This window comes from Enorma phocaeensis (genome assembly GCF_900186505.1).
Taxonomy (GTDB): domain Bacteria; phylum Actinomycetota; class Coriobacteriia; order Coriobacteriales; family Coriobacteriaceae; genus Enorma; species Enorma phocaeensis.
Genome location: NZ_LT891970.1, coordinates 210,825 through 233,973 on the forward strand (window position 1 = coordinate 210,825; position 23,149 = coordinate 233,973).

Genomic DNA, 23,149 nt, shown 5'->3' on the forward strand with positions numbered 1-23,149 from the left:
TTATCCCATGCAGGACATGATAACCACTAACGCCATAACCGCGATACCCACGGCAAGTGCCGCGCGACTCCGCCCGTCGAGCGGCAAAGGCCGTGGACCTAGGCGCGCCGAGCTCTCGTACAAGCGCGCGTCCATGGATTCCGCGACGCGATCGGCCCGTCTGAAGAGCCCCACGACCACCGGCGTGAGCACCGATGCCCACGCGCGCACGCGCCTAATAACGCCAGCCTCGTCGAACGCCGCGCCGCGCGCTGCCTGAGCCATTCGGATGCGATGAACCTCTTCGGTGACGAGCGGGATGAAGCGGAGCGCCATGGAGAGCATAAGACCCACATCGGCAACGGGCACGTTGAACCTACCAAGGGGCCGCATGAGGCGAACGCAGCCGTCCGCGAGCGCCGTAGGCGTCGTGGAGGACGAGACCGCGAGCGCGAGGCTCACGAGCAACGCGATGCGAATCACAGCCCCTGCCGCTCGGAGGCCACCTACCGTGCTCACCCCCAAAGCACCCCACAACGCTATATCGCCCGTTCCATCGCAGGACACGAGGTTCGCGCAGACGATGAACAAGAGGAGCGCAGCCACCGGTCTGATCGAGCGGAGCAACGCGCTCGGGCCCACGCCCGCCATCCCAAGCGATACCGCAGCCGCAAGTATCCATAGCGCAAGGGCCCACGGCGCCTGCGCAGCAAAGATCGCGATCGTCGCCCCCAGCAGAAGCACGATCTTCACCCGTGCATCGATGCGACTGAGCAACGGGGATGCCAAGGGTACCGGAGCGCCGCCGCCCGCCTCGAAGGGCATTGCTGCCGCGGTCGCCCCCTCCCCCATCGCAGGGCCGTCCATCTCCTCGATGAGCCGCCATGATTCCGGAGGCTCCATACCGGCATCCCTGAACGCCCGCGAGGCGTCCGCATGCTCGAAGGGGCTACCCGCCCAGACCATCCTGCCGCCTGCGATCACGATGACACGGTCCACCTCGGGCAGCCACTCCTCTAGGTCATGGCTCACGACCACGACGGGCAGCCCCTCCTCGGCAAGCGAGTTCACCAGCTCGTGAAGCGCCGCGCGCGATGGGGTGTCGAGGCCGGCTGTCGGCTCATCGAGGACAAGCGCCCGCGGGTCCGCGGTGATAACGCTGGCGAACCCCACGCGCCGGGCCTGCCCGCCGGATAGCGAAAATGGATCTGCAGCAAGCGGCACGTCGAGCGCCGTTCGATCCCTCGCCTGCACGACGCGCTCGCAAACCTCATCCTCGCCAAGGCCGAGATTACGGGGGGCGAAGGCAAGCTCCGCCTCCACGCTCTCGAGAAAAAACTGCTGCTCAGGGTTCTGGAACGCAAGACCCACCATACCTGGACGTGGCCGCTCGCCGCAGATGTACACCGCTCCGTCATCCGGGCTGATTAGACCGGCCATAAGACAGGCGAGCGTGGTCTTGCCCGCACCGGACCGGCCAGCGAGGAGCACTATCTCGCGCGGCCGCGCCTCAAAATCGATGCCGTCGAGAACCTGGGTGCCACCAAGCGTGACCGTCGCCCCTTCGACCGAGACCCCCTGCTCGCCCGCGCGGCCCGCCTCAAGTCGCGAGGCATCAACGGCAGCGGAAGGCGCCGCGCAGCACGATCGCAGCTCCGATACAGCCTGCTCGTTCAGCACTCCCGCGCGCAGGCTCTCGCGAACCCAACGGCCCACATCCTCCGGCTCGATCCCTCGAGATACGTCGTAGCCGCATTCAAGGGCGCGGCGCAACGCCTCGACGTAGGGGTTATCGATGAGCGTGCGGCTCCACAGCCCATACCCGTCGACGTCTAAAAGCAGGTCAGCGGGAGCGCCTTCCCATATCAGGCGGCCCGCTTCAAGAACCAACACGCGATCGCAGGCGATGACCTCGATGGGATCGTGCGTGACGAGGGCCACGCCAGCACCCCGGGACGCGAGGTCGCGAAACAGGCGCCGAAACGCCGGGCGGCACGCGCTGTCCAACTGCGCGGTCACCTCGTCGAGCACCAGGTAGGCAGGATGCATGGCGAGTATTCCCGCAAGCGCGAGGCGCTGCAGCTCTCCACCGGAAAGCGTGGAGACCAGCCTGCCCGCAAAGTCGCTCAGACCAACCGCAGCAAGGGCCTCATCACACCGAACCGAGACTTCTTCTTCATCCAGGCCGAGGTTCCTCGGGCCGAACGCGACCTCATCGAGTACTTCGGTAGACACCGCCTGATCATAGGGGCTCTGGCCAACCAGGCCCACTAGACGCCGAATTTCGTCCGTTCGAGAGGTCACCGCTTCGTTATCCCCGGTAACGCGAACCATACCCATATCGGGAGCCTGAGCGCCGCACATGACGCGCGCAAGCGTGGTTTTGCCCGAACCGTTGCGACCGATGATCGCAACCATCTCACCGGGTGCGATGGTGCACGAAACGCCAGCGAGGGCCTGAACGCCAAGCGGTTGCACGGATTCGCTGCGCTCACGTGCCTCACCTGCTGCCGGTGCAGTAAAGCCCACCTCCACATCGACGACCTCGAGCATGCCACCTCGCCTCTCGACTCTCACGTTCGCGTTACTTGGGCGCATCAAGGCAAACGATCGCCCAGAGGACTCCGCTGCTCCAAACAAAACCGCAAGCGATCACAGGCGGCGCATTGCACCTGAGCGCCCGGTGCGCAACCGAAACGATACCAAAAAGGGCCCCGCAACGGGGGCCCTTGCCAAAAACCATATGGCGACGAGGTTACTCGGCCTGCTCCTCGGCAGCATCGGTAGTCTCCTCGGCGACCTCAACGGTCTCCTCGGTCTCGACGGCCTCGGCCTCGGGAGCCTCCTCCTCGACCTTCTCGACCTTCTTCGGAGCGACGGCCTTCTTGGGCGCAGCCTTGGAAGCCTTCTTGACCACGGGCTCGCTCACGATCTCGATGATCACCATGCGGGCGTTATCGCCCTTGCGGGGACCGAGCTTCATGATGCGGGTGTAACCACCGTTGCGGTCGGCCCACATGCCCTGAGCGGCCTTGTCGAAGATCTCGGCAACGAGCTGCTTATCGCCGAGCTTGGCGATGGCCAGACGACGAGAGTGAAGGTCGCCCTTCTTAGCCCAGGTGATGATGGGCTCGACGTAGCCACGGAGCGCCTTGGCGCGGGTCTCGGTGGTCTTGATGCGGTCGTTCTCGAAGAGCGACTTGGCAAGGCTCTTCTTCATGGCCTTGGTATGGCTCGCGTCGGTACCGAGCTTCAGGCCTTTCTTCTTGTTGTGACGCATGGTCTCGTTTCTCCTCTATGTGCAGAGCCTATGCCTTGAGGCTCAGACCCATCGACTCAAGCTTATCCTTAACTTCCTCGATCGACTTCACGCCGAAGTTGCGGATGTTAAGCAGATCGTTCTCGGAGAACTCCACCAGCTGGCGCACGGAGTGGATGCTCGCGCGCTTCAGGCAGTTGTAAGAGCGAACCGAGAGATCGAGATCCTCGATCTGCTTATCGAGCTCGGCGTTGTCGCTGGTGACCTCGGGAGCGAAGATGGAAGGCTCCTCCTCCGCCTCGGGGGTCTCGGCGAGGTTCATGAAGGCACTCATGTGCTGGTTGATGATGTTCGCGGCCTGGACCACGGCATCACGCGGGGTGAGCGCACCGTTCGTCTCGATCTCGAGGACGAGACGATCGTAGTCGGTGTGCTGGCCAACACGGCACGCCTCGACGAGCTTGGCGCAACGGCGCACGGGCGAGAACAGAGAGTCGACATGGATAACGCCGATGGGGTCGTTATCGCGCTTGTTGCCCTCGTAAGACACATAGCCGCGACCGTAGCCGATGCGCATGCTCATGGTGAGGTGACCGCCCTCGTTGAGCGTGGCGATGTGCTGCTCGGGATTGACGAGCTCGAACTCGGACGGAATGAAGAAGTCCGCACCGGTGACCTCGCAAGGGCCATCAACGGAGATGGTGGCCGTACCCTCGCCTGCGCTGGTGCCCAGAGTACGGAAGACCAGGCCCTTCACGTTCAGAACGATGTCGGTGACATCTTCGACCATGTTGGGGATGGTCATGAACTCATGCTGGGCTCCATCGATCTGGATCGCCTCGACCGCGGCGCCCTCCAGGGAGGACAGGAGTACGCGACGCAGGGAGTTGCCCAGCGTGTCACCGTACCCGCGCTCGAGCGGCTCAACGGAGACGCGAGCGGAAGTCGCATCGATCTCCTCGACTTGAACCTGAGGCCTAATGAATTCTGACATGTATTAACCTCCAGCCTCAGCAGCCCGGATGGACTACTTAGAGTAGAGCTCGACGATGAGCTGCTCTTGGATATCAGTGCTGATCTGCTCACGCGTGGGCAGCGAGAGCACGTTACCGGAGAGCTTCTCGATATCGACCTCGAGCCAGCCGGGCACCTCGAAGCGCTCGGACTGGATGAGGGCCTCTTTGATGGGAAGGAGGTCGCGATACTTCTCGCCAACAGCGACGACGTCGCCGGGCTTGACCTGGTAGGAGGGGATGTCAACGCGAACACCGTTCACGGTGAAGTGGCCGTGGGTCACGGTCTGACGGGCCTCGCGACGGGTGCGGGCGAAGCCGAGACGGAACACGACGTTGTCGAGACGGCTCTCGAGAAGGGTCATGAGATTGTCACCCGTGACGCCCTTCATGCGGCGAGCACGCTCGAAGTAGCGATGGAACTGCTTCTCGAGCACGCCGTAGATGAACTTAGCCTTCTGCTTCTCGCGCAGCTGCATGCCGTACTCGGATTCCTTACGGCGACGCTTGGGCTGACGCTTCGATTCCTTCTTGCTGCTATAGCCGAGCTCAACGGGATCGACCCCGAGCTGGCGGCAGCGCTTAAGAACAGGAGTCCTGTCGATTGCCATGGTAATGCGATCCTTTCAGTTACACGCGGCGACGCTTCTTGGGGCGGCAGCCGTTGTGCGGGATGGGGGTCTTGTCCTGGATGCTCGTGACCTCGAGGCCGGCGGCCTGGAGCGAGCGGATGGCGGTCTCGCGACCGGAGCCCGGGCCCTTCACGAACACGGCGACCTTGTGCATGCCGTGCTCCATAGCGGCCTTGGCGCAAGCCTCGGCGGCCATCTGGGCAGCGAAGGGCGTGCTCTTACGGGAGCCCTTGAAGCCCACCTGGCCGGCGGAACGCCATGCGATGACATTCCCCTGGGGATCGGTGATCGAGATGATCGTGTTGTTGAACGTGGAGCGGATGTGCGCCTGCCCCACGGAGATGTTCTTGCGATCAGCGCGCTTGATACGGGTGACAGCGCCGCGCTTGTTCTTTGCAGTAGCCATCTAGCGCTCCTTACTTCTTCTTCTTTGCACCGATCTGACGCTTCGGGCCCTTGCGGGTGCGAGCGTTGGTGTGCGTACGCTGACCGCGGACCGGCAGGCCCTTGCGGTGGCGCAGGCCACGGTAGCAACCGATGTCCATAAGGCGCTTGACGTTCTGGTTGCGCTCACGGCGGAGGTCGCCCTCGACCATGATGTGGTTCTCGTCGATGTACTTACGGATAACGTCGACTTCCTCGTCGGTGAGGTCGCGGACGCGAGTATCCGGATTGATGTTAGTCTCCGCGCAGATCTTGGACGCGGTGGTGCGGCCGATGCCGTAAATGTAGGTCAGACCGATCTCGACGCGCTTCTCACGCGGAAGGTCGACACCATTGATACGGGCCAACTTTCAATCTCCTCTCTTAACCCTGACGCTGCTTGTGGCGCGGGTTCTCGCAGATGACGAGCACCTTGCCATGGCGCCTAATGATCTTGCACTTGTCGCACATCTTCTTAACCGAAGGACGTACCTTCATGATGTTTCCTTTCGGATACGCGAAACACTGCCTACTATCTACTCGTCCAGCCGCAGACGTTAATACCCTAGCTGGAATGCCCCAAAGGGGCGGGCCGTCACTTACTTGTAGCGATACGTGATGCGCCCGCGCGTGAGGTCATAGGGAGAGAGCTCCACAACGACCCTATCGCCCGGGAGGATACGAATGTAGTTCATGCGGATCTTGCCCGAGATGGAGCAAAGCACCGAATGACCGTTCTCGAGCTCGACGCGGAACATCGCATTGGGGAGCGGCTCGGTGACCTTACCCTCGAGTTCGATTGCATCTTCCTTTTTCACAGGCACATCTTTCTCTTGGAAACGACAGCAACAGCGAATGATACAACACTTTGTGCTGTATCGTGGATTTTTCGTAATGACTTCATAACTCCCCCGCATGCGTATCGAGCGCACGCAGAGGAGCCGTCGATAGGGTTCTGGATCCAGTGGCGCGGCAAACGCCCGAAACCAGAATCGTGACCTACATGACACCGCCTTGGAGCGAGCACCACGCACCCTGAGCATCTTGCGTGAGAATCATCGGGCCATCGTTCGTGATGGCTATCGTGTTCTCGTAATGCGCAGCCGGCAGATGGTCGTTCGTCGTGACGATCCAGCCATCAGGACCGGTCGACACATGGTGCGTGCCGAGCGTGATCATGGGCTCGATGGCGATAACCATGCCCGCCTCGAGGCGAATGCCCCTTCCCTTCTTGCCGAAGTTGGGGACGTTCGGCTCCTCGTGCATCACACGGCCAACGCCGTGGCCGACGTACTCGCGGAGCACGCCGTAGCCATGCGACTCGGCGAGCGACTGGATCGCGTGGCCGATGTCACCGATCCGATTGCCGGGAACAGCTTGTGCGATACCCGCCTTGAGGCAGTCGAGGGTGACCTCGCAGAGCGCTTTGACCTCAGACGAGGGATTGCCGACGTAGAAGGTCCAAGCGTTATCGCCGACCCAGCCGTCGACGATGGCGCCCGTGTCCACCGACAAGATGTCGCCATCGCGCAGGATCACGTCAGGGTTGGGGATGCCATGCACGACGGCATCGTTAAGCGATGCACAGATGGTTCCGGGGAACCCGCCGTACCCCTTGAAGGCAGGCGTTCCGCCGTGCATGCGGATGATCTGCTCGGCCAGCTGATCAAGCTCGAACGTGGAGACGCCGGGACGCACCATGGCGCCAACATGGCGGAGCGCCATCTTAGACAGCGCTCCGGCCTTCTTAATCTCCTCGATTTCCGCATCAGTCTTGATCTTGATCATAGACCGAGCGCTTCCTTCACATCGGCGTAGACGACGTCGATAGCGCGAGCACCGTCGACTGCCTTCAGCAGACCCTGACCGCGATAGTACTCCACGAGCGGGGCGGTCGAGGTCTGGTAGACATCCAAACGGTTCTGGATGGTCTCGGGCTTGTCGTCATCGCGCTGGTACATCTCGCCACCGCAAGTGGGGCACACCGCATCGGAAGCCGTGCCGGTGTAGCCGCAGGCGCGGCAGGTCCGGCGGGCCGAAAGACGGTCGATGATGACCTTGGGCTCGACATCGATGAGCAGCGCGCAGTCGATGGAGCGACCCATCCCGGCGAGCTCGGAATCGAGCGTCACAGCCTGAACCGTATTGCGCGGGAACCCGTCGAGGATGAAGCCCTTCTGCGCATCATCGGCAGCAAGGCGCTCCTTGACGAGGTCAATCACGAGCTGATCGGGCACGAGCTCGCCAGCATCCATGTACTTCTTGGCCTGGACACCCAGCTCGGTGCCGCCCTTGACGGCAGCGCGGAGCAGGTCACCCGTAGAGATATGCGCGACGCCATAATCCGCGACGAGCTTCTGAGCCATGGTGCCCTTACCGGCACCGGGCGCTCCCAACAGAACGATGTTCATGGGTGACTCCTCTCTGACTTACTTGAAGAAGCCATCGTAGTCGTACATCTTGAGCTGGCCCTCCACCTTATCGATGGTATCGAGGACCACGCCGACCATGATGAGGACGGACGTGCCGCCGAACGACTGGATGAGCTGGTTGCCGGTCGCCGAGAAGACGATCGACGGGAAGATGGCGATGAGCGCCAGGAAGATCGCACTGGGGAGCGTGATCTTGTTGAGGGCGTTCTTGATGTAGTTCGCCGTGGCGCGACCGGGACGCACGCCGGGGATGAAGCCGCCCTGGCGCTTGAGGTTCTCGGCCGTCTCGTCGGGGTTGAAGATCATCGACGTATAGAAGTACGCAAAGAACACGATGAGCACCACGTTCAAGATCCAGTTGATCCAGCCCGTGGCGAGTGCATTGGCGACCACCTGCACCCAACCGACGTTGGGGAAGAAGACCGCAAGCTGCGCCGGGAAGTAGAGAAGCGCGCTTGCGAAGATGATCGGCACGACGCCCGCAGTGTTCACCTTGATGGGCAGATAGGTGGACTGACCACCCATCATGCGCCTGCCCACCACGCGCTTGGCGTACTGCACCGGGATGCGGCGCTGACCGCGCTCGAGGTAGACGATGAACGGGATGACGAGCAGGATGACCACGAGGATGATGGCCGTGATCACGAGGCCCATCGAGCCATCCGACATGGAGGAGGCAACAGCCTGCGGCAACCCCGCCATGATGTTGGCGAAGATGATGAGCGACATGCCGTTACCGATACCGCGCTGGGTGATGAGCTCACCGATCCACATGATGAGCATCGCGCCTGCGGTGAGCGTGCCGACGATCATGATGTCGAAGATGATCTCGGGTGCGCCCGCGTCGGAGAAGCTGATCCCGTAGCTCTTGAAGAGGAACAGGTAGCCGATGGAGTTGAGGATCCCTAGGCCAAGCGTCAGGTAGCGAGAATACTGGGTGATCTTGGTCTGACCGACCTCGCCCTCGCGGGCAAGCTCGTGCAGGCTCGGAACCACGCTCTGCAGAAGCTGCATAATGATGGAGCTCGTGATGTAGGGCATGATGCCGAGCGAGAACACCGATACATAGCTCAGGGCTCCGCCGGAGAACAGATTCAACAGCGACATAGCGCCCGAATCGCCGAAAAGGCCCAGCATCCCCTGGAAGGGGACACCGGGCACAGGAACGTGCGCACCGATACGGTACACAACGAGCATCGCTATGGTGAAGAGAATCTTATCCCGGAGGTCTTTGACACGGAACGCGTTCTTCAGGCCAGTTAGCACGGGAGCTCGACCTTTCCGCCAGCGGCCTCGATCTTGGCCTGGGCAGCAGCCGAGACCTTGTCGACGCGCACCGTGAACTTCTTGGTGGTCTCGCCCTCAGCAAGAACCTTCACGGGCTGGAATTCCTTCTTGATGATGCCGGCAGCCTTGAGCGCGGCACCGTCGATCACGGCACCGTCCTCGAACTTCTCGTCAAGACGAGCGATGTTCACAGGCGCGAACTCGATGCGACGGGGATTGCGGAAGCCAGGAAGCTTGGGCAGACGCATAGCGAGCGGCGTCTGGCCGCCCTCGAAGCCCGAACCCTTGCCGCCGCCGGAACGGGACAGCTGGCCCTTCTGGCCGCGACCGGCCGTGGTGCCATGGCCGGAGGAGTTACCGCGGCCGATGCGCTTGCGCCTATGGGTCGACCCCGGCGCGGGGGTGAGGTCATGAAGCTGCATTGCTACTCCTCTACAATCTCAACAAGGTGCTTGACCTTGAAGATCATTCCGCGAACAGATTCGTTGTCGGGAAGCTCGTGAACACGGTTGATCTTCCCGAGGCCGAGGGCCTTGACGGTCCTGACCTGATCCTGCTTGCAGCCGTTGGTGCTACGGACCTGCTTGACCTTGATGGTATCTGCCATCGTTAAGCCTCCTTCTTGCCCACGAACATCTCGGAGACCGTGATGCCGCGGCGGGCCGCCACATCCTCGGGGCTCGAGAGCTCCTTGAGGCCCTCGGCAGCGGCCTTGATGATGTTCAGGCCGTTATCGGTACCGAGCGACTTGGAGAGGACGTTCTTGATGCCGGCAAGCTCGAAGAGGGGGCGCACGGCGCCACCGGCGATGACGCCGGTACCCTCGACAGCGGGCTTGATGATGATGCGGCCAGCGCCAAAGTGGCCCTCGACCTCATGCGGAATGGTGCCGGACTCGGTGACGGGCACATGGAACATATGCTTCTTGGCATCGAGGGAAGCCTTGGAGATAGCCAGGGGCACCTCGGCGGACTTGCCCATGCCAAGACCAACGTTGCCCTTGCCGTCGCCTACGACGACGAGCGCCACGAGCGACATGCGGCGACCGCCCTTGACGGTCTTGGCAACACGGTTGATGAAGACGACGCGCTCCTCGAACTCGGAGGCCTCGCGCTGCTTGTTGTCACGATTACGAGCCATGCTCAAACCTCCTAGAACTCGAGGCCGGCGGCGCGAGCACCGTCGGCGAGGGCCTTCACGCGGCCATGGTAGATACGGCCACCGCGATCGAAGGTGACAGCCTTGATGCCGGCCTCGATGGCGCGCTCGCCAACGAGCTTACCGACCTTCTCGGCAGCCTCCTTGTTCGAGGTGTGGGTGCCCTTGAACTCGGGCTCGAGGGTCGAGGCCGAAACAAGGGTGTGGCCCTTCGTGTCGTCCACGATCATCGCGTAGATGTTTGCGTTGGTGCGGGTCACGCGCAGGCGAGGACGCTCGGGCGTGCCAAAGATCTTCCCGCGGACGCGACGCTGGCGACGCTTGAGGCCGGCGAGCTTCGCTTTGTTCTTATCCATCCTTGAATCTCCTTAGAGGATCTTGCCAACACCTGACGGGGTGCTGGACTTACCAGTCGGGCGTACCTACTACTTGGCGGCCTTGCCGAGCTTGCGACGGATGTGCTCGCCAACGTAGTGGATACCCTTGCCCTTGTAGGGCTCAGGCGGACGCTTGGTGCGGATCTCGGCGGCGACCTGGCCGACCTGCTGCTTGTCGATACCCTTCACGTTGATGTGCGTGTTGTCGGGCACCTCGAAGGTGATACCTTCGGGAGCAGCGTAGTTCACGGGATGCGAGTAACCGAGCGAGAGCTCGAGGTCCTTGCCCTTGAGCTGCACACGGTAACCAACGCCGGCGAGCTCGAGGGACTTGGTGTAGCCCTCGGACACGCCCGTGACCATGTTCTGGATGAGCGCGCGGGTGAGGCCGTGGCGGGCGCGGGTCTCGCGCTCGTCGTCCGGACGGCTCACGGTGAGCATGTTCTCCTCGATGGAGATGGAGAGCTTGCTGTAGATATCAAGCTCGAGCTGGCCCTTGGGGCCCTTGACGGTCACATGCGAACCGTCGACTGCCACGTCGACTCCGGCGGGAATCTGGACAGGCTTCTTACCGATACGGGACACGGTGTTCTCCTTCCTTCTACTCGCCTACGTCTTACCAGACGAACGCGACGATCTCGCCGCCGACGCCGGCCTTGCGGCAGTCACGGTCGGCCATGACGCCCTTGCTGGTGGAAACGATGGCGGTACCAAGACCACCGCGGACGCGGGGAAGGTCGGCGACACCGGCATACTTGCGCAGACCAGGCTTGGAAATGCGCTTGATGCCAGAGATGACCTTCTGCTTCTTGGGGCCGTACTTGAGGGTGATGTTGAGGGTCTTCTGGGGCACCGTATCCTCGACGGTGTAGCCCTCGATGTAGCCCTCTTCACACAGAACGCGCACGATCTCGACGAGCTTCTTGCTGCTCGGCATCGAGACCGTGGCCTTGTTCGCAGAGTTCGCGTTACGGATACGCGTAAGCATGTCTGCGATCGGGTCAGTGAGGTTCATGCAGATTCTCCTTCGTTCTAGATGAACTCGTGCAACCGGTCCTCGACCACCCTTAGCGGTCGAGCCTGCCGTGCACGCTCTTCCCTGCCCGGGCTGCACTACCCGGACACTGGCAGTGACTTACCAGCTGGCCTTCTTGATGCCGGGAAGCTCGCCTTTGAGCGCCAGCTCGCGGAAGCAGACACGGCACAGGCCGAACTTGCGGTAGACCGAATGCGGACGGCCGCAACGCTGGCAACGGGTGTATGCGCGCGTCGAGAACTTCGGCTCACGCTGCTGCTTGGCGATCATCGATTTCTTAGCCACTTACTTACCTCCTAACATGGATGTACAGGCACCGGACGGGCCGCTAGCGAGCGGCCCGGAGCCGGAGCGGTTTCGCTACTTCTTGAAGGGGAAGCCGAAACCGTCGAGAAGGGCGCGGCCCTCTTCGTCGGTCTTGGCGGTGGTGACGATGGTGATGTCCATACCACGGGTGTGGTCGATGGAGTCAAAGTCGATCTCAGGGAAGATGAGCTGCTCGGTCACGCCCATGGAGAAGTTGCCGCGGCCGTCGAAGCTCTTGGGCGAGATGCCGCGGAAGTCGCGGATACGGGGGATCGCGACGGCGGTGAGACGGTCGAGGAACTCCCACATGCGGTCGCCGCGGAGGGTGACCTTGGCGCCGATGGGCATACCGGCGCGCAGGCGGAAGGAAGCGATGGACTTACGAGCGCGGGTGATCATCGGCTGCTGGCCGGTGATGGCGCGCAGGTCGCGCACGGCGCCGTCGATAGCCTTGGAATCGGTGGCGGCCTCGCCGACACCCATGTTCACGACGATCTTCTCGATCTTGGGGATCATCATGACGTTCTTGTACTGGAACTTGTCCTGCAGCTGCTTGCGGACCTCGTTCTGGTACTTGGTCTTGAGACGCGGGACGTACTTCTCCTCAGCCATGTCAACTCCTTTGGGGTTTTAAGCACGGGGCTTGGCCACGACGGGTTGTCCTCGTGCCTCCTGTCGTCACGGTGTGCGCGCTGGCTGTCGCGGCACAGCGAATCACCGACAGGAGCCGGTCAATACAGGTCGGTATGATACGCGTCTCGCGTGCGAAATGCCAGCAGAATCTCCATACCCGCCTATCTCCATATTTGACGCGGTCATGGCAGACCTCTCCCCCGCCGCGGGGGCCGCATCCCGCGTTCCGTGCACCCCTTTTCCCGTTGGGTGCACCTCTTTTCACGTTAGGTGCAAACTCGCAGGGAAATCTCAGGCGCCCTCGAGTTTTTTCTCAGGCCATTTGCACCTAACGCGAAATCGACTGCACCTAACCCCGTCCTCGAGGAGGCACCCTGGCCCGGGCACCCCTATTCGCGAGCAGTCGCTCGCGGGCTCGCACATCATCTATTTCGCGAGCAGCGCAAAACAAGCAGCAAGGGGTCTACATCCGCGATTATCTTGAGGACCACTGGTTCATCGAGACCGAGCCCCCGGAGCCGCTCGGCACACGCCGGCGAGAGGTTGTTTTCCTAGAGATACCCCTCCAGCGACCGGGCGAAAATGCACGCCATCTCGCACGGACTCTCCTCAAAGCCGTATCCTATCCACGCCTTCACCAAAGCGGACGAAGCGCCCGCGAAGTAATGAGGTTGGTAGCGGTTGTTGAGAACCCCCAAGCGCTCGATCTGCTCAACAGTCCACACATAGAACAGATCGTCCAACCCGGCAAGCAGGCCTCTTCGATACAGCACCGTGAACTCGCGTCTATATGAATAAATCCCTTGGAAGATCCACTCGACAACTTGGGATACGTTCTTAGCTGTCATGGTGTTGCGAGCGAAGAGCTCGGCGAACCGATCGGCGACGAATCTGTCGGCGATATCCCGAATGGAGGTGAAATTCCGGTAGAACGACGCGCGCGACACCCCCGCCTCCGCGACAAGCTCGCTCACGCTGATCTCGTCCAAACGCTTTCGTTCGAGCAGGCGCAGCAACGCTTGGGTAAGGCTCTCTTTCACATAGCTCCGTCTCATGAGAATACTCGCCCCTTCTGTCTCATTTTGCCCACCGCCACCTACCCGCGGGGGAGCCCTGCCCTATGTTCAATATACATTTGTCTCATTTCGAAGGAGGGCATCTTGAACGATCTGCTGGGATATCAGGGCAAGACGTGCGTGGTTACCGGAGCGGCAAGCGGCATGGGCAAGGCGACCTGCGAGCTGCTCATCGAGCTCGGTGCCGAGGTGTACGCACTCGACAGAAACATCGTCGAGCTTCCCGGATCGAAGGCGTTCCTCACGTGCGACCTTTCCAACAAGCAAAGCATCGACGAGGCGTTTACCGCGATCCCGAGCCATATCGACTGCTTCTTCGGTGTAGCCGGCCTCTCGGGCGCGAAGACCGACTACTGGACCACCTTCACGGTCAATTTCATCGCCAACAAGTACATCACCGATACCCATCTCGATAAGCGCATGGCCGCGGGCGGAGCCATCGTCTACGTGACCTCCACGGGCGGGCTCATGTGGGAGAAGTGGAAGCGCGAGTACGTGAAGATCATGGATTGCGCCACCTGGGACGAGATGGTCGCCTTCATGAAGCGCGTCTCGCCGAGAAACGGCGTCGGCATCATGGCCTACACGCTCTCCAAGCGCGCCATGAACTATTACACGACGCTCAAGGCGGTCGAGTACGGCAGCCGCGGCATTCGCGTCAACGCCGTGCTGCCCGGGTCGACCGACACGGGCATGAAGGCAGAGTTCGAGAAAATGGCGGGCGGCGCCGACAAGCTCCTCAAGGAGAACGGGGCCATCGGGCGCCTTGCCACGTCGCGTGAGATGGCAGACCCCATCGTGTATCTCGGTTCCGATATGGCGAGCTTCGTCTCAGGACTCATGTTCATCGCCGACATGGGGCATAACGGCGAGAAGGTCCTAGGGCTGGCGAAGAACCAGCTCGATGTTCCGGCCGCGCTCCCCCTCTACAACACCAAGTTCTTCCAGAAGATCCTCGCAAAGCAGGTGTCCTAGGGTCAAGATGCCGAGCGTACGATGCGCGCCTCCCGAACGGCAGGCATCGCCAGCGCATTAGCCGTTCACGATGTCCAGAAATGCCCTGTCCAGATCGTCCCAGGGTACGGCCGGACGCTTTGCACCGTAGACAGCAGGCTCTCGCATTCCGCAAACGCATCCGCGATCCACCGATCAAGCCAAGGAATCCGCTCGTGGCCAACGTGCTCACCAGAGAGCATCTTCTCGGCGACCACCTCTTGGATGAGCGGTTGGAGCTCTTTCTCCAACAGGCCATCTACCAGCTTTGCAAATTCCATGGGAACCGGCTCGTCTGACGAAGCCGCCCACCGGATGGCGAGTAGCGCCCTTGTAACGTACAGGTACTTCTTGAGACTTACGCGCTCGCCGAGCAGATGGCTGTTGTAGGTGCTCTTCGCCATCCCATAGTAGTGATGAGCGCTTGCAGCGGGCGAATAACACCGTCGCGCCAGCTCACGGACTCGCGAGAACGCGCTCTTCTCGCGGTAGACGATCGGCGATGCCAGCCATTCGAACACCGACGGGTTCGAGGCGCGCATGAGTTTTAGGAACTTCGCCAAATCCCAGCCGTTGATATCGAGCGTATCGTCGAGCTTCCATTCGATCACATCGCGCGTTTTCTCGAGCCTCATATATTCAGCCGGCTTGCGAACATACACCAGGCGCACGTCGTAATCGCTGTCAGGAGACGCGAATCCCCAGGCACGGCTGCCCGACTCGACGGCGAAAAGCACCCGCACGTCACGCTCGGCTTCCAGGGCCCGGATTTCCGTGTTAATCTGTTCCGTCATGCTGCCGAAGTTCACCCCTCGCCCCGTTCTCAGGATCCGCTCCCTCTCCCAATGCAACGCCCTCTGCAGACGCTGTCGAAGCAACCTGCCGTCCTCATCAAAGCGAAGCTGCTTGCGTTCACCCTGTTCATCCACAATGCGACGTACTCTGATACAGTTCTCGTCGAGCGCGTTGTAGACTTCCAGACGATCCGTATCGAGGACGGCAGCGGCACCGCACAATAGACCGAAGTTGCCATAGCGCGGGTCCGACTCCACCAAGGGCTCGATTCGGCGAATCTTTTGTCCGATGAGCCCTGGAGCAGGATATTCGCGCCACACGACATCCCAATCAAACGTAACCGTCTCGCCCTCTCGCACCCATCCGCACTCGCGCGCCCAGTTGACAAAGCCATCTTCCGGATCGACATCATCTAGTGAAACCGAAACCTCATCGAGCTTGGTGTTTACGATCGCAACCCAGTGCCCATTCGCCCCAATGAGCACCGGCGGCATCATTTCCCATTCGTTATCCCAGCGATTGAACCCTACCAGCACATGCTCCAACGGATAGCCGGCAACCACATGGTTCACCACATCGCACCGCTCATCCAACTCCCCCGCCTTGCGGCAGAACACAGGGTCAAAGCCCACAAGGCCCATCCAGTGATCTTGCTGTTTGGTAGCGCCCATGTCCACACCCGCCCGAATTGCAGCCACGCTGCGCCCCTTCCATGCGAAGCGTTTCGCCTCGCATAGTTCGAGCAGCTTCCGCTCCTCAGCAAGCATAGGACCCCGCTCGGACAAATCCGATATCCCTCGATACTGTCGGATCAGGCAACGGGGGTCACGGGTTCAAGCAGGTCCTCCACCCGGCGATGGAGCGCGCAGGCAAGGCGCGCCACGCGCTCCTCAGATGCCTCATGCCACGGACGGCGCAAATCAACTAGCACGTTGTACGGCAACACATCAAAGACCAGGCGGAACGTGAGGGCGCATCGCCACTGAAGGTACGCCGTCGTCCAACCCGTCCAATACTCCCGCGTGCGCCCTGGACGAAAGGCCTGTTCAACATTGCTCAAAGCCTCATCGTAACCGAGCTCGTGGCAAAGGTCCCAAAAGAACTCGATTCCCGACCTCCTCCAGCACGATGTCCCTGACATACAGCCCCGTACGGTCGAATTGCGCAGCGAGCGCTTGAATGCTCCCTTTGCACTTGGCGTCGATAATCAAGCAGCTATTCCCCTTGTTTCGCGTAATATCGGGGAGCATGCGCAGGAGAAGGACGGGCTCGCATAAGGCAAGCGCCCACCGAATAGCGTCGATCTAGCTCGCAAGCAGCACGAAGAGGATGTACAGGAGCAGGATCATGACCGCGCGCTGGCGGGCGGATGTCTTGTAGATGATGGGGTTACCGTACTTGTCCCGCTTGATGAGCTGCTCAAGGTAACTAAGCCGCCTGAGGTCCTTCTCGAACTCCTTGTACATGGCGGAGCCGTAAGGATAGGGATTGACCATCTCGTCCTCAATGATCTCCCCGGTGTTCGGGTCTTTGATCTTGAACCTCATCTGATGTCCTTTCCGCGAGACGAGACGAGATTGAACCGCCTTTCGTTCGCACCGAGCAACCAGCGGCGAGAAGCCCGCGCGCGATCTAGATGGAAATCGCCGGCTCGTCGAAGTCGGGCTTACATAAGGCGAGCGCTTACCTAATCGCGCGGGACCATATCGCGAACAGCACAAAAACGATGAGCACCAGTAGGAAGATGACCACGCGCCGGCAGGCGGATGTCTTGTAGACGATGAAGTTGCCGTACTTGTCCCGATCGATGAGCTTGTCATGGGTTTTAAGCCACCAAAGATCCTTCTCGAACTCCTTGTACATGATGGAGCCGTAGCGATAGGGGTTGTCGATCTCGACCTCGACTATCTCCCCGGTGTTCGGGTCTTTGGTCTTGAGCTTCATCGGATGTCCTTCCCGCGAGACGGCACGAGATCCAGATGCGAAGGCGTCTCCCCCGGCGCTATTCTACAACCGTCTCCATAGGCCGCTCTACGCCCCGCCGACGTACCTGATCGGGTTCTGCCCGCGGAACAGATCCGTGACGGCCCGGCCCCTGTAGTGCTCGCGCAGCTCATCGCTGGCGAGGTTGCCCACGAACTCCACGCGCCCTTCGCTCGGTACAAAGCCATCGTCGCGCCGCATGACCTCGCCGGCATAGAACCAGCCCGCGACACGATAGACCTCGACGATGCGGCCGTCATGGACGCCCAGGACGAGTCGAACGTTGCGCACGCGGTCAAGGCTGATGGCCCATTCGCCGCGCACCCGCTCGTACAGCTCGTAGCGAGAAGCCAGCAGCGAGGGATCTACATTGGCGATCTTGATGAGGACCGCCGGTTCATCGAAGTCGGATTCGCGAAGTTGGTCCTCGTGATCATAGCTTGGCATGGTTAATCCCCCCTAGAATCGCTCATTAACGCGCCCATCATTATCGCGCATCTCCGTCAGCCATTTCACGCCCACTCGGCGTGAACAGCAGAAGCCAGCCGTTACCGCTTCATGCTATGGCGGTCTTATTACGACACTACGAGAGCAATACAGCGTACTCGGTAATGTTGCTGGCCTCAAAGCAGCTTCTCCCTGGTTCGGAAGGGGTGGGCTTGCTGCATCTAGAACACATAGCGCATCGCTCTTCTGCGCCTGTTGGGCGTACGCAAGATCAGCATAGAGCATGTCCAAACGCCGTCAGCGTTTCGTCAGACGCCCTGTCGGGCACCTCCTTGCCCATGGCGCCCTCGATCGCATCGAGCAGCTTCTTGGCTCGACGCAGGAAGAACGTATCGAAGTCATCCGCGGCAAGCGCATCGTAGTCCACGAGGTGGGACTCCACGCGCCTGCGGAGCTCGTCGCCATCGACCTGCTCGTCCTTCATGATCTTCGGGAGGTACTTCGAGGGCGCAACGCCCCCGATCTCCCGGTTCGTGCGTGCGATGAGCGGGGTCTTGTTCACGATGGAGTTCCACTTCGCCCGTTCGAGCCCCGTCCTCTCGCAGTACGCGCGCGGGAAGATGTGATGGATGTCCGGCGGGGTCTCCATCGACTTCACCATGGTCATCGGCGCACCGTCGACGAAGTCGAGGCAGTTTTCGCGGAACACGAGGGCCATGACGCCCTTGTAGGCGGCGCTGTTTCTGGTCTGAAGGCCCAGCAGGCGCGTGGACTGGAAGTAGGCGGCGTTCACGGTGCGCATCGCGGACTCCTTGCCCTCGATCTCCGCCACCAGGTCCTCGATGTCGTTGGCGTAGCGCGTCTCGTTGGCGCCACCGTACATCTCCCCGAAGATCCCGCACCACAGCCACCGGCGGAGGATCGCCTTTACCGGCTGCCGGTCGAACGTCTTGCGCCCGATGTAGGCGCAGGTGGCTGCGAGCGGGATGAGCTGCGTTGTGTACGGGAGGTCTCGCATGCGGAAGACGCACTCGCCGATGAGCAGATCACGGGCCATGTCGAACCCGTCCAACAGCGCGTCCACGTTGGCGACGTAGTCCTCGTAGCGCAGCGCCAGGACGTCCTTCTTCTTGCAGCTCGTGCTGCCCTTGGTACCGGCGCGCTTTGAGCGATATGTCGTGTAGAGCGTCATGGAGGTCAGAAACGTAGTCTCGTCGACGCCCTGCATGAGATCCGTTCTGATGTCCTTGCCTTCGGCGCAGATGCGCGGGCGCACGACCTTGTTCCAATTGCCGCGCAAGTCGAAGTCGTAGGTGGCAAAGGCTGCCGTCACGAGCTCGAACACGGTAAGGGAGACACCTCCCGTGTTCACGTTCTCGAAGACCTTGCAGACCGCCTCGCGGGGCGTCGTCTTGTCCAGGGTGATGACCGGGATCACGTACCCGGTCATCGTGTCGAGGATCTCATCCTCGAACCTGTCCCAAAGCTCGTCCTCCTCGGACCCTATGCCGTAGCGCTTGAGGTACTCCTTGTACCATTTCGAGCGCTCGGAGCCGTCGAACACAAGGTTGGCGGGAAACATGAGCTCCTCGATCTCGCGCTCACGACTCGTGAGGTCGAGGACGATCTTGCGGCCGATGTCCTCGGTGACGATGCGCTTATCCGATATGGAGACGACCGCATCCTCGCGGTCTTCCTCCGGATCGAGACATTTGCGCATATCAAGGTAGTAGAAGCGACTGAGCTTCTGGCCGCGCTCGTTCGAGGTGCAGACGGGATCTTTTCCGAAAAGCGAGCAGTACAGCGAGGTGAGCCGCTGCTGGCCGTCGAGGACGAGGTAGTCGGGCTCGCGGGAAATGCCGTGCGTTCCCTCGAAGGCACGGTACTTCAGCCTAACCTCGCCGCCTCCGCACTCGAGCCTCATGAGCGCGCCCATCGGATACCCCTGCGTCAAGCTCGCGATGATGTTCCTGATGCGCCCGTCATCCCACGTCCAGCTACGCTGGAACTCTGGGAGCTGATGCGTCCCCTTGCCAACCCCTTCGAGAAGCTCGCCGAGTGAGGTGTCATATGATTTGGGCGCTGCTGTAGCCATATTGGCTCCTTCGAGGTAAGAAAGATATGCAAGGACTGTATATTTGCCCCCGCCTTTTCCAAGCCTTCAGAAATGTCGCCGAACCGCGTCGTCTCAATCTTCAAAACCATTAACTCCTTGGCATTGTACCCCGTGCACACCATGCAGCGCGGTCTATTCAGGCGCGTCGAGCACGATACGAGCTTGTAGGCCTCGTTAGAACGGCGGCGAAGTTCTTCGTGTGCGCAATCGGGTTACCCGAGTTTTTGAATCGTGGGCGCCGGCCCGACACGATGCAGACGGCTGCAGGGACATCAACCGCCGAGGAACGGACGTGCGAGACCTTCATGGAGACGACGCCATTGGCACACCCTTCAGGTTCTTCATGACGCTGCTTGGCAGATGACCCTACCGTCCCGTAATATGGTCGGCTACCGGAACAAGAAAGCATGGTGTATCCATAGCAGCAAACTCGGCCTTGAAACTCGCTTGCGCTGGTTTGTCCGCACGGACAGGTAAGGTTCAGGTCGCAACAAGATAACGTCTCCCAACGGGGGCTCAGTATGGCATCTGACAAACTCGCCTGGATAGACTTTTATGCGTTCAGTCCAGGTGATGTGAAGTGGACCTTGGCGTGCGACCTGGTTTCCGGCCGCGTCTGCCTTACGAGCTTCGACGAGCGGGGCCTCAGGGAAATGAACAGGCGTCTGTCCTTCGTCAGGACGGAACTGGACACGTACCAGGCTCTGCTTCTCGCCCGGCAGAGAATAATCGATAACGCGCAGTTCCATGTCGCGCACTTGGATGAGGCAACGCTCAGGCTCATCGAGAGCGAATACCCCTTCCACCGATTCCAGCGCCTTTTGAAACGCGTTTGCGCGCCGGGATACTACGCGATCGATGACTCGGGAAAGTCCTTCTCCTGCGGAACAGGAGAGGATTCCATGAGCTGCATTACCTGGGGAGTCGGCATCGCCAGCCCCGTTAAAGAGCTGTTCGCGTTAATCAAGAAGGCCTCCGGGCTCTCACGACACACGAAGTGGTGGCGCTGAAAGCTAGTCGGGGCATTCGCTCGTCCGAGATTCCCGTCGGTGAGGCGACAGGTCCCGTCACGCTCTCAGGTGCATCCCGGCACTAGATATCCCCATGGGGCACCCATTACAGTTTGAGAAGTAGTTAGCCCAATCGCTTAAGCCATCCGCTTAGACGGTCGGACTACGATTGACATATGTCCCGAGGGACTGCCGATCGGGCGCCCGCGGACGGCCTTATGCCCCTGCCCCTTGAGGGCCCGGGGGGTGTTGCCGACGCGGGCGCCGCTGCTTCTGACGACTAATAGGAAACTGCCGGGCTCCTCCGACCAAAGAGCGCCACGGCCAGGTAATGTGGGTGTCGCGCGAGGCAGCATTCCGATCGACCGACGATTGGAAGGATACCATCATGCTGACCGAAGCCACCGCCTGCCCTGCCGTAATAGGCCTCGACGTCGGGAAGTTCTCCCATTGGGCGTGCCACGTGACCAGGCAGGGCGAGATCCTCGCCAGCGGCCCCGTGGCCAACACCGAGCATGACCTGGACAGCCTGTTCGCCCGAGTGGATGCAGGGACGCTGGTCGTCGTCGACCAAGTGCGCAACATCGGGTCGCTGGCGATATCGAGGGCAAGGCTGGCCGGGCTGCCCGTCGCCTACCTGCCGGGAATCGCCGCCCACGGAGCTGCCAAGNACGACTAATAGGAAACTGCCGGGCTCCTCCGACCAAAGAGCGCCACGGCCAGGTAATGTGGGTGTCGCGCGAGGCAGCATTCCGATCGACCGACGATTGGAAGGATACCATCATGCTGACCGAAGCCACCGCCTGCCCTGCCGTAATAGGCCTCGACGTCGGGAAGTTCTCCCATTGGGCGTGCCACGTGACCAGGCAGGGCGAGATCCTCGCCAGCGGCCCCGTGGCCAACACCGAGCATGACCTGGACAGCCTGTTCGCCCGAGTGGATGCAGGGACGCTGGTCGTCGTCGACCAAGTGCGCAACATCGGGTCGCTGGCGATATCGAGGGCAAGGCTGGCCGGGCTGCCCGTCGCCTACCTGCCGGGAATCGCCGCCCACGGAGCTGCCAAGCTGTTCGCGGGCGACGCCAAGACCGACGAGCGCGACGCCGCGGTCATAGCCAAGACGGCGCTCGGCATCCCGGATTCGCTGCTGCCCGTGCCAAGGCGCGACGAGAGGCTCGAGGCCGCAAGGTCGATGGCGGCGCAGAGGAACCACATGGTCACCTGCTCCACCCGTGACAAGAACAGGCTCAGGAGCATACTCCTGGAAAGCTGCCCCGCGTTCGAGGCGCTGGCCGACCTGGCCGATCCCCATTGGCTGAAGATGATGGAGTCCCTGGGCGGCCCCTGGGGCATCCTGGATGCCGGCAAGCCTGCCGTCGGCGCCGTGACCCGCGGCGCGAACAGGGCGCGCATCGACGCCGCGCTGGCGGCGATATCGTCGTCGACGCGCCCGTCCGAATACCAGGTCATGGCAGAGAACCCGCAGGTCAGGATGCTTGCCAGGCGTATCAGGGAGTCCGCCGAGGAAGCCGCAAGGCTCGACACGGAGATAACGGCGCTGCTCGTCGAGGACGGCACTTACGAATGCCTGCTGACCATCCCAGGAATCGGCCCAAGGACCGCATCGGAGCTGGTGATAAGCATCGACATCGACGACTTCCCCGACCACGACCACCTCGCATCGTATTGCGGAATCGCTCCCAGGAACCGCCAGTCAGGCAAGTCGATATCGTCGGTGAGCGCCTCGCGCCAGGGAAACAAGAGGCTGAAAAACCTGCTCATCTTCTCCTGCAACTCGCTTAGCAGGAGCAGGGGCCGGTTCGGCGACTACTACCGCAAATGCAGGGATCGCGGCATGTGCCACGGAGAGGCATTGAAGGCGGTCGCCAGGAAGAGGATGAAGGTGATCTACGCGATCATGAGGGACAAGGTCCCGTACTCGGCCTAGCTAGCCAGAGCCATAGAAAAACGCCAGCCCGACAAGGGCTGGCGTCAGCATGCTCGAAAGCAGTGATCTTTGCCAACAAAATCAGTTGACAAAACTATAGGAACACCCCCAAGGTCGAAGCACAACTACTCTTCTCCCCCCGGCTGCTCACCATCGATCCAATAGGCATGCATCTTCCGCAGGAGCTCGGCGGTCACAGGGTATCCTGTGGCGCTTCCAAGTACCGAATCAAAGCCGCAACGCGGGC

30 protein-coding genes are annotated in these 23,149 nt (G+C 61.3%); 4 read left to right on the plus strand and 26 right to left on the minus strand.

Translation table 11 applies throughout. The features are described from left to right. From C1717_RS07045 to C1717_RS07140, 20 genes are all read right to left on the minus strand, one after another. On the minus strand, window positions 1-2,532 hold the full coding sequence (locus C1717_RS07045) for an ATP-binding cassette domain-containing protein (RefSeq protein ID WP_102372525.1): 2,532 nt from the start codon (window positions 2,530-2,532) through the stop codon (window positions 1-3). Window positions 2,533-2,734: 202 nt separating this feature from the next. Then, a complete protein-coding gene (rplQ, locus tag C1717_RS07050; protein WP_102372526.1) occupies window positions 2,735-3,259 on the minus strand; it encodes a 50S ribosomal protein L17 in 525 nt (174 codons plus the stop codon). A gap of 28 nt (window positions 3,260-3,287) precedes the next feature. Then, the gene (locus tag C1717_RS07055) at window positions 3,288-4,232 is read right to left on the minus strand and encodes a DNA-directed RNA polymerase subunit alpha (RefSeq protein ID WP_102372527.1); all 945 of its coding nucleotides are present in this window, start codon (window positions 4,230-4,232) and stop codon (window positions 3,288-3,290) included. Window positions 4,233-4,265: 33 nt separating this feature from the next. After that, window positions 4,266-4,862, minus strand: a complete 597-nt coding sequence (rpsD, locus tag C1717_RS07060; protein WP_102372528.1) for a 30S ribosomal protein S4 — start codon at window positions 4,860-4,862, stop codon at window positions 4,266-4,268. A gap of 19 nt (window positions 4,863-4,881) precedes the next feature. Beyond that, on the minus strand, window positions 4,882-5,289 hold the full coding sequence (gene rpsK, locus C1717_RS07065; protein WP_102372529.1) for a 30S ribosomal protein S11: 408 nt from the start codon (window positions 5,287-5,289) through the stop codon (window positions 4,882-4,884). A 10-nt stretch (window positions 5,290-5,299) separates the two neighbouring features. Beyond that, entirely contained in the window at window positions 5,300-5,674 is a 375-nt protein-coding gene (gene rpsM / locus C1717_RS07070) for a 30S ribosomal protein S13 (RefSeq protein WP_102372530.1), read from the minus strand. 16 nt (window positions 5,675-5,690) lie between these two features. Continuing rightward, window positions 5,691-5,804, minus strand: coding sequence for a 50S ribosomal protein L36 (rpmJ, locus tag C1717_RS07075; RefSeq protein WP_006363204.1), 114 nt, complete (start codon window positions 5,802-5,804; stop codon window positions 5,691-5,693). 101 nt (window positions 5,805-5,905) lie between these two features. Continuing rightward, complete coding sequence (infA, locus tag C1717_RS07080; protein ID WP_102372531.1) at window positions 5,906-6,124, minus strand: translation initiation factor IF-1; 219 nt, start codon at window positions 6,122-6,124, stop codon at window positions 5,906-5,908. Between the two features lie 181 nt (window positions 6,125-6,305). Next, complete coding sequence (gene map, locus C1717_RS07085) at window positions 6,306-7,094, minus strand: type I methionyl aminopeptidase (RefSeq protein WP_102372532.1); 789 nt, start codon at window positions 7,092-7,094, stop codon at window positions 6,306-6,308. Next, window positions 7,091-7,717, minus strand: a complete 627-nt coding sequence (locus C1717_RS07090; RefSeq protein WP_102372533.1) for an adenylate kinase — start codon at window positions 7,715-7,717, stop codon at window positions 7,091-7,093. Before C1717_RS07090 ends, map begins: the two co-directional genes overlap by 4 nt. 18 nt (window positions 7,718-7,735) lie before the next feature. Continuing rightward, window positions 7,736-9,004, minus strand: a complete 1,269-nt coding sequence (secY, locus tag C1717_RS07095) for a preprotein translocase subunit SecY (protein ID WP_102372534.1) — start codon at window positions 9,002-9,004, stop codon at window positions 7,736-7,738. After that, the gene (rplO, locus tag C1717_RS07100; protein WP_102372535.1) at window positions 8,998-9,447 is read right to left on the minus strand and encodes a 50S ribosomal protein L15; all 450 of its coding nucleotides are present in this window, start codon (window positions 9,445-9,447) and stop codon (window positions 8,998-9,000) included. The genes secY and rplO overlap by 7 nt, the downstream gene beginning before the upstream one ends. Window positions 9,448-9,449: 2 nt before the next feature. Next, complete coding sequence (rpmD, locus tag C1717_RS07105; protein ID WP_102372536.1) at window positions 9,450-9,632, minus strand: 50S ribosomal protein L30; 183 nt, start codon at window positions 9,630-9,632, stop codon at window positions 9,450-9,452. Between the two features lie 2 nt (window positions 9,633-9,634). Beyond that, complete coding sequence (gene rpsE / locus C1717_RS07110) at window positions 9,635-10,165, minus strand: 30S ribosomal protein S5 (protein ID WP_102372537.1); 531 nt, start codon at window positions 10,163-10,165, stop codon at window positions 9,635-9,637. A gap of 11 nt (window positions 10,166-10,176) precedes the next feature. Beyond that, complete coding sequence (gene rplR / locus C1717_RS07115; RefSeq protein ID WP_102372538.1) at window positions 10,177-10,539, minus strand: 50S ribosomal protein L18; 363 nt, start codon at window positions 10,537-10,539, stop codon at window positions 10,177-10,179. A gap of 69 nt (window positions 10,540-10,608) precedes the next feature. Beyond that, window positions 10,609-11,145 carry a 50S ribosomal protein L6 gene (rplF, locus tag C1717_RS07120; RefSeq protein WP_102372539.1) on the minus strand — a complete coding sequence of 179 codons (537 nt, stop codon included), beginning with the start codon at window positions 11,143-11,145 and terminating at the stop codon, window positions 10,609-10,611. A gap of 31 nt (window positions 11,146-11,176) precedes the next feature. Beyond that, on the minus strand, window positions 11,177-11,575 hold the full coding sequence (gene rpsH, locus C1717_RS07125) for a 30S ribosomal protein S8 (protein ID WP_102372540.1): 399 nt from the start codon (window positions 11,573-11,575) through the stop codon (window positions 11,177-11,179). Between the two features lie 120 nt (window positions 11,576-11,695). Further along, window positions 11,696-11,881, minus strand: coding sequence for a type Z 30S ribosomal protein S14 (locus C1717_RS07130; RefSeq protein WP_102372541.1), 186 nt, complete (start codon window positions 11,879-11,881; stop codon window positions 11,696-11,698). 75 nt (window positions 11,882-11,956) lie between these two features. Further along, on the minus strand, window positions 11,957-12,514 hold the full coding sequence (gene rplE, locus C1717_RS07135; protein WP_102372542.1) for a 50S ribosomal protein L5: 558 nt from the start codon (window positions 12,512-12,514) through the stop codon (window positions 11,957-11,959). A gap of 572 nt (window positions 12,515-13,086) precedes the next feature. Further along, the gene (locus C1717_RS07140; protein ID WP_102372543.1) at window positions 13,087-13,590 is read right to left on the minus strand and encodes a TetR/AcrR family transcriptional regulator; all 504 of its coding nucleotides are present in this window, start codon (window positions 13,588-13,590) and stop codon (window positions 13,087-13,089) included. A 105-nt stretch (window positions 13,591-13,695) separates the two neighbouring features. Between C1717_RS07140 and C1717_RS07145 the strand changes: the two genes are divergently transcribed. Further along, the gene (locus C1717_RS07145; RefSeq protein WP_102372544.1) at window positions 13,696-14,586 is read left to right on the plus strand and encodes an SDR family oxidoreductase; all 891 of its coding nucleotides are present in this window, start codon (window positions 13,696-13,698) and stop codon (window positions 14,584-14,586) included. 65 nt (window positions 14,587-14,651) lie between these two features. On the opposite strand, the gene C1717_RS10705 is transcribed toward C1717_RS07145, so the two are convergent. The 6 genes from C1717_RS10705 to C1717_RS07175 all read right to left on the minus strand — a co-directional run bounded on the left by C1717_RS10705 (window position 14,652) and on the right by C1717_RS07175 (window position 19,924). Beyond that, entirely contained in the window at window positions 14,652-16,166 is a 1,515-nt protein-coding gene (locus C1717_RS10705) for a nucleotidyltransferase domain-containing protein (RefSeq protein ID WP_219722291.1), read from the minus strand. A 44-nt stretch (window positions 16,167-16,210) separates the two neighbouring features. Beyond that, window positions 16,211-16,540 carry a hypothetical protein gene (locus tag C1717_RS07155; RefSeq protein WP_102372545.1) on the minus strand — a complete coding sequence of 110 codons (330 nt, stop codon included), beginning with the start codon at window positions 16,538-16,540 and terminating at the stop codon, window positions 16,211-16,213. Window positions 16,541-16,703: 163 nt separating this feature from the next. Continuing rightward, on the minus strand, window positions 16,704-16,946 hold the full coding sequence (locus C1717_RS07160; protein ID WP_102372546.1) for a hypothetical protein: 243 nt from the start codon (window positions 16,944-16,946) through the stop codon (window positions 16,704-16,706). A 136-nt stretch (window positions 16,947-17,082) separates the two neighbouring features. Next, window positions 17,083-17,343, minus strand: coding sequence for a hypothetical protein (locus tag C1717_RS07165; protein WP_102372547.1), 261 nt, complete (start codon window positions 17,341-17,343; stop codon window positions 17,083-17,085). 87 nt (window positions 17,344-17,430) lie between these two features. Then, window positions 17,431-17,829 carry a hypothetical protein gene (locus C1717_RS07170; RefSeq protein ID WP_102372548.1) on the minus strand — a complete coding sequence of 133 codons (399 nt, stop codon included), beginning with the start codon at window positions 17,827-17,829 and terminating at the stop codon, window positions 17,431-17,433. Between the two features lie 271 nt (window positions 17,830-18,100). Further along, the gene (locus C1717_RS07175) at window positions 18,101-19,924 is read right to left on the minus strand and encodes a DUF262 domain-containing protein (protein WP_102372549.1); all 1,824 of its coding nucleotides are present in this window, start codon (window positions 19,922-19,924) and stop codon (window positions 18,101-18,103) included. A gap of 542 nt (window positions 19,925-20,466) precedes the next feature. Here C1717_RS07175 and C1717_RS07180 point away from each other — a divergent pair. The 3 genes from C1717_RS07180 to C1717_RS07190 all read left to right on the plus strand — a co-directional run bounded on the left by C1717_RS07180 (window position 20,467) and on the right by C1717_RS07190 (window position 22,902). Then, window positions 20,467-20,955, plus strand: a complete 489-nt coding sequence (locus C1717_RS07180) for a hypothetical protein (protein WP_102372550.1) — start codon at window positions 20,467-20,469, stop codon at window positions 20,953-20,955. A 388-nt stretch (window positions 20,956-21,343) separates the two neighbouring features. Further along, complete coding sequence (locus C1717_RS07185; protein ID WP_425430935.1) at window positions 21,344-21,634, plus strand: IS110 family transposase; 291 nt, start codon at window positions 21,344-21,346, stop codon at window positions 21,632-21,634. Between the two features lie 47 nt (window positions 21,635-21,681). Continuing rightward, on the plus strand, window positions 21,682-22,902 hold the full coding sequence (locus tag C1717_RS07190) for an IS110 family RNA-guided transposase (protein WP_245859336.1): 1,221 nt from the start codon (window positions 21,682-21,684) through the stop codon (window positions 22,900-22,902). Window positions 22,903-23,149: the final 247 nt, after the last annotated feature.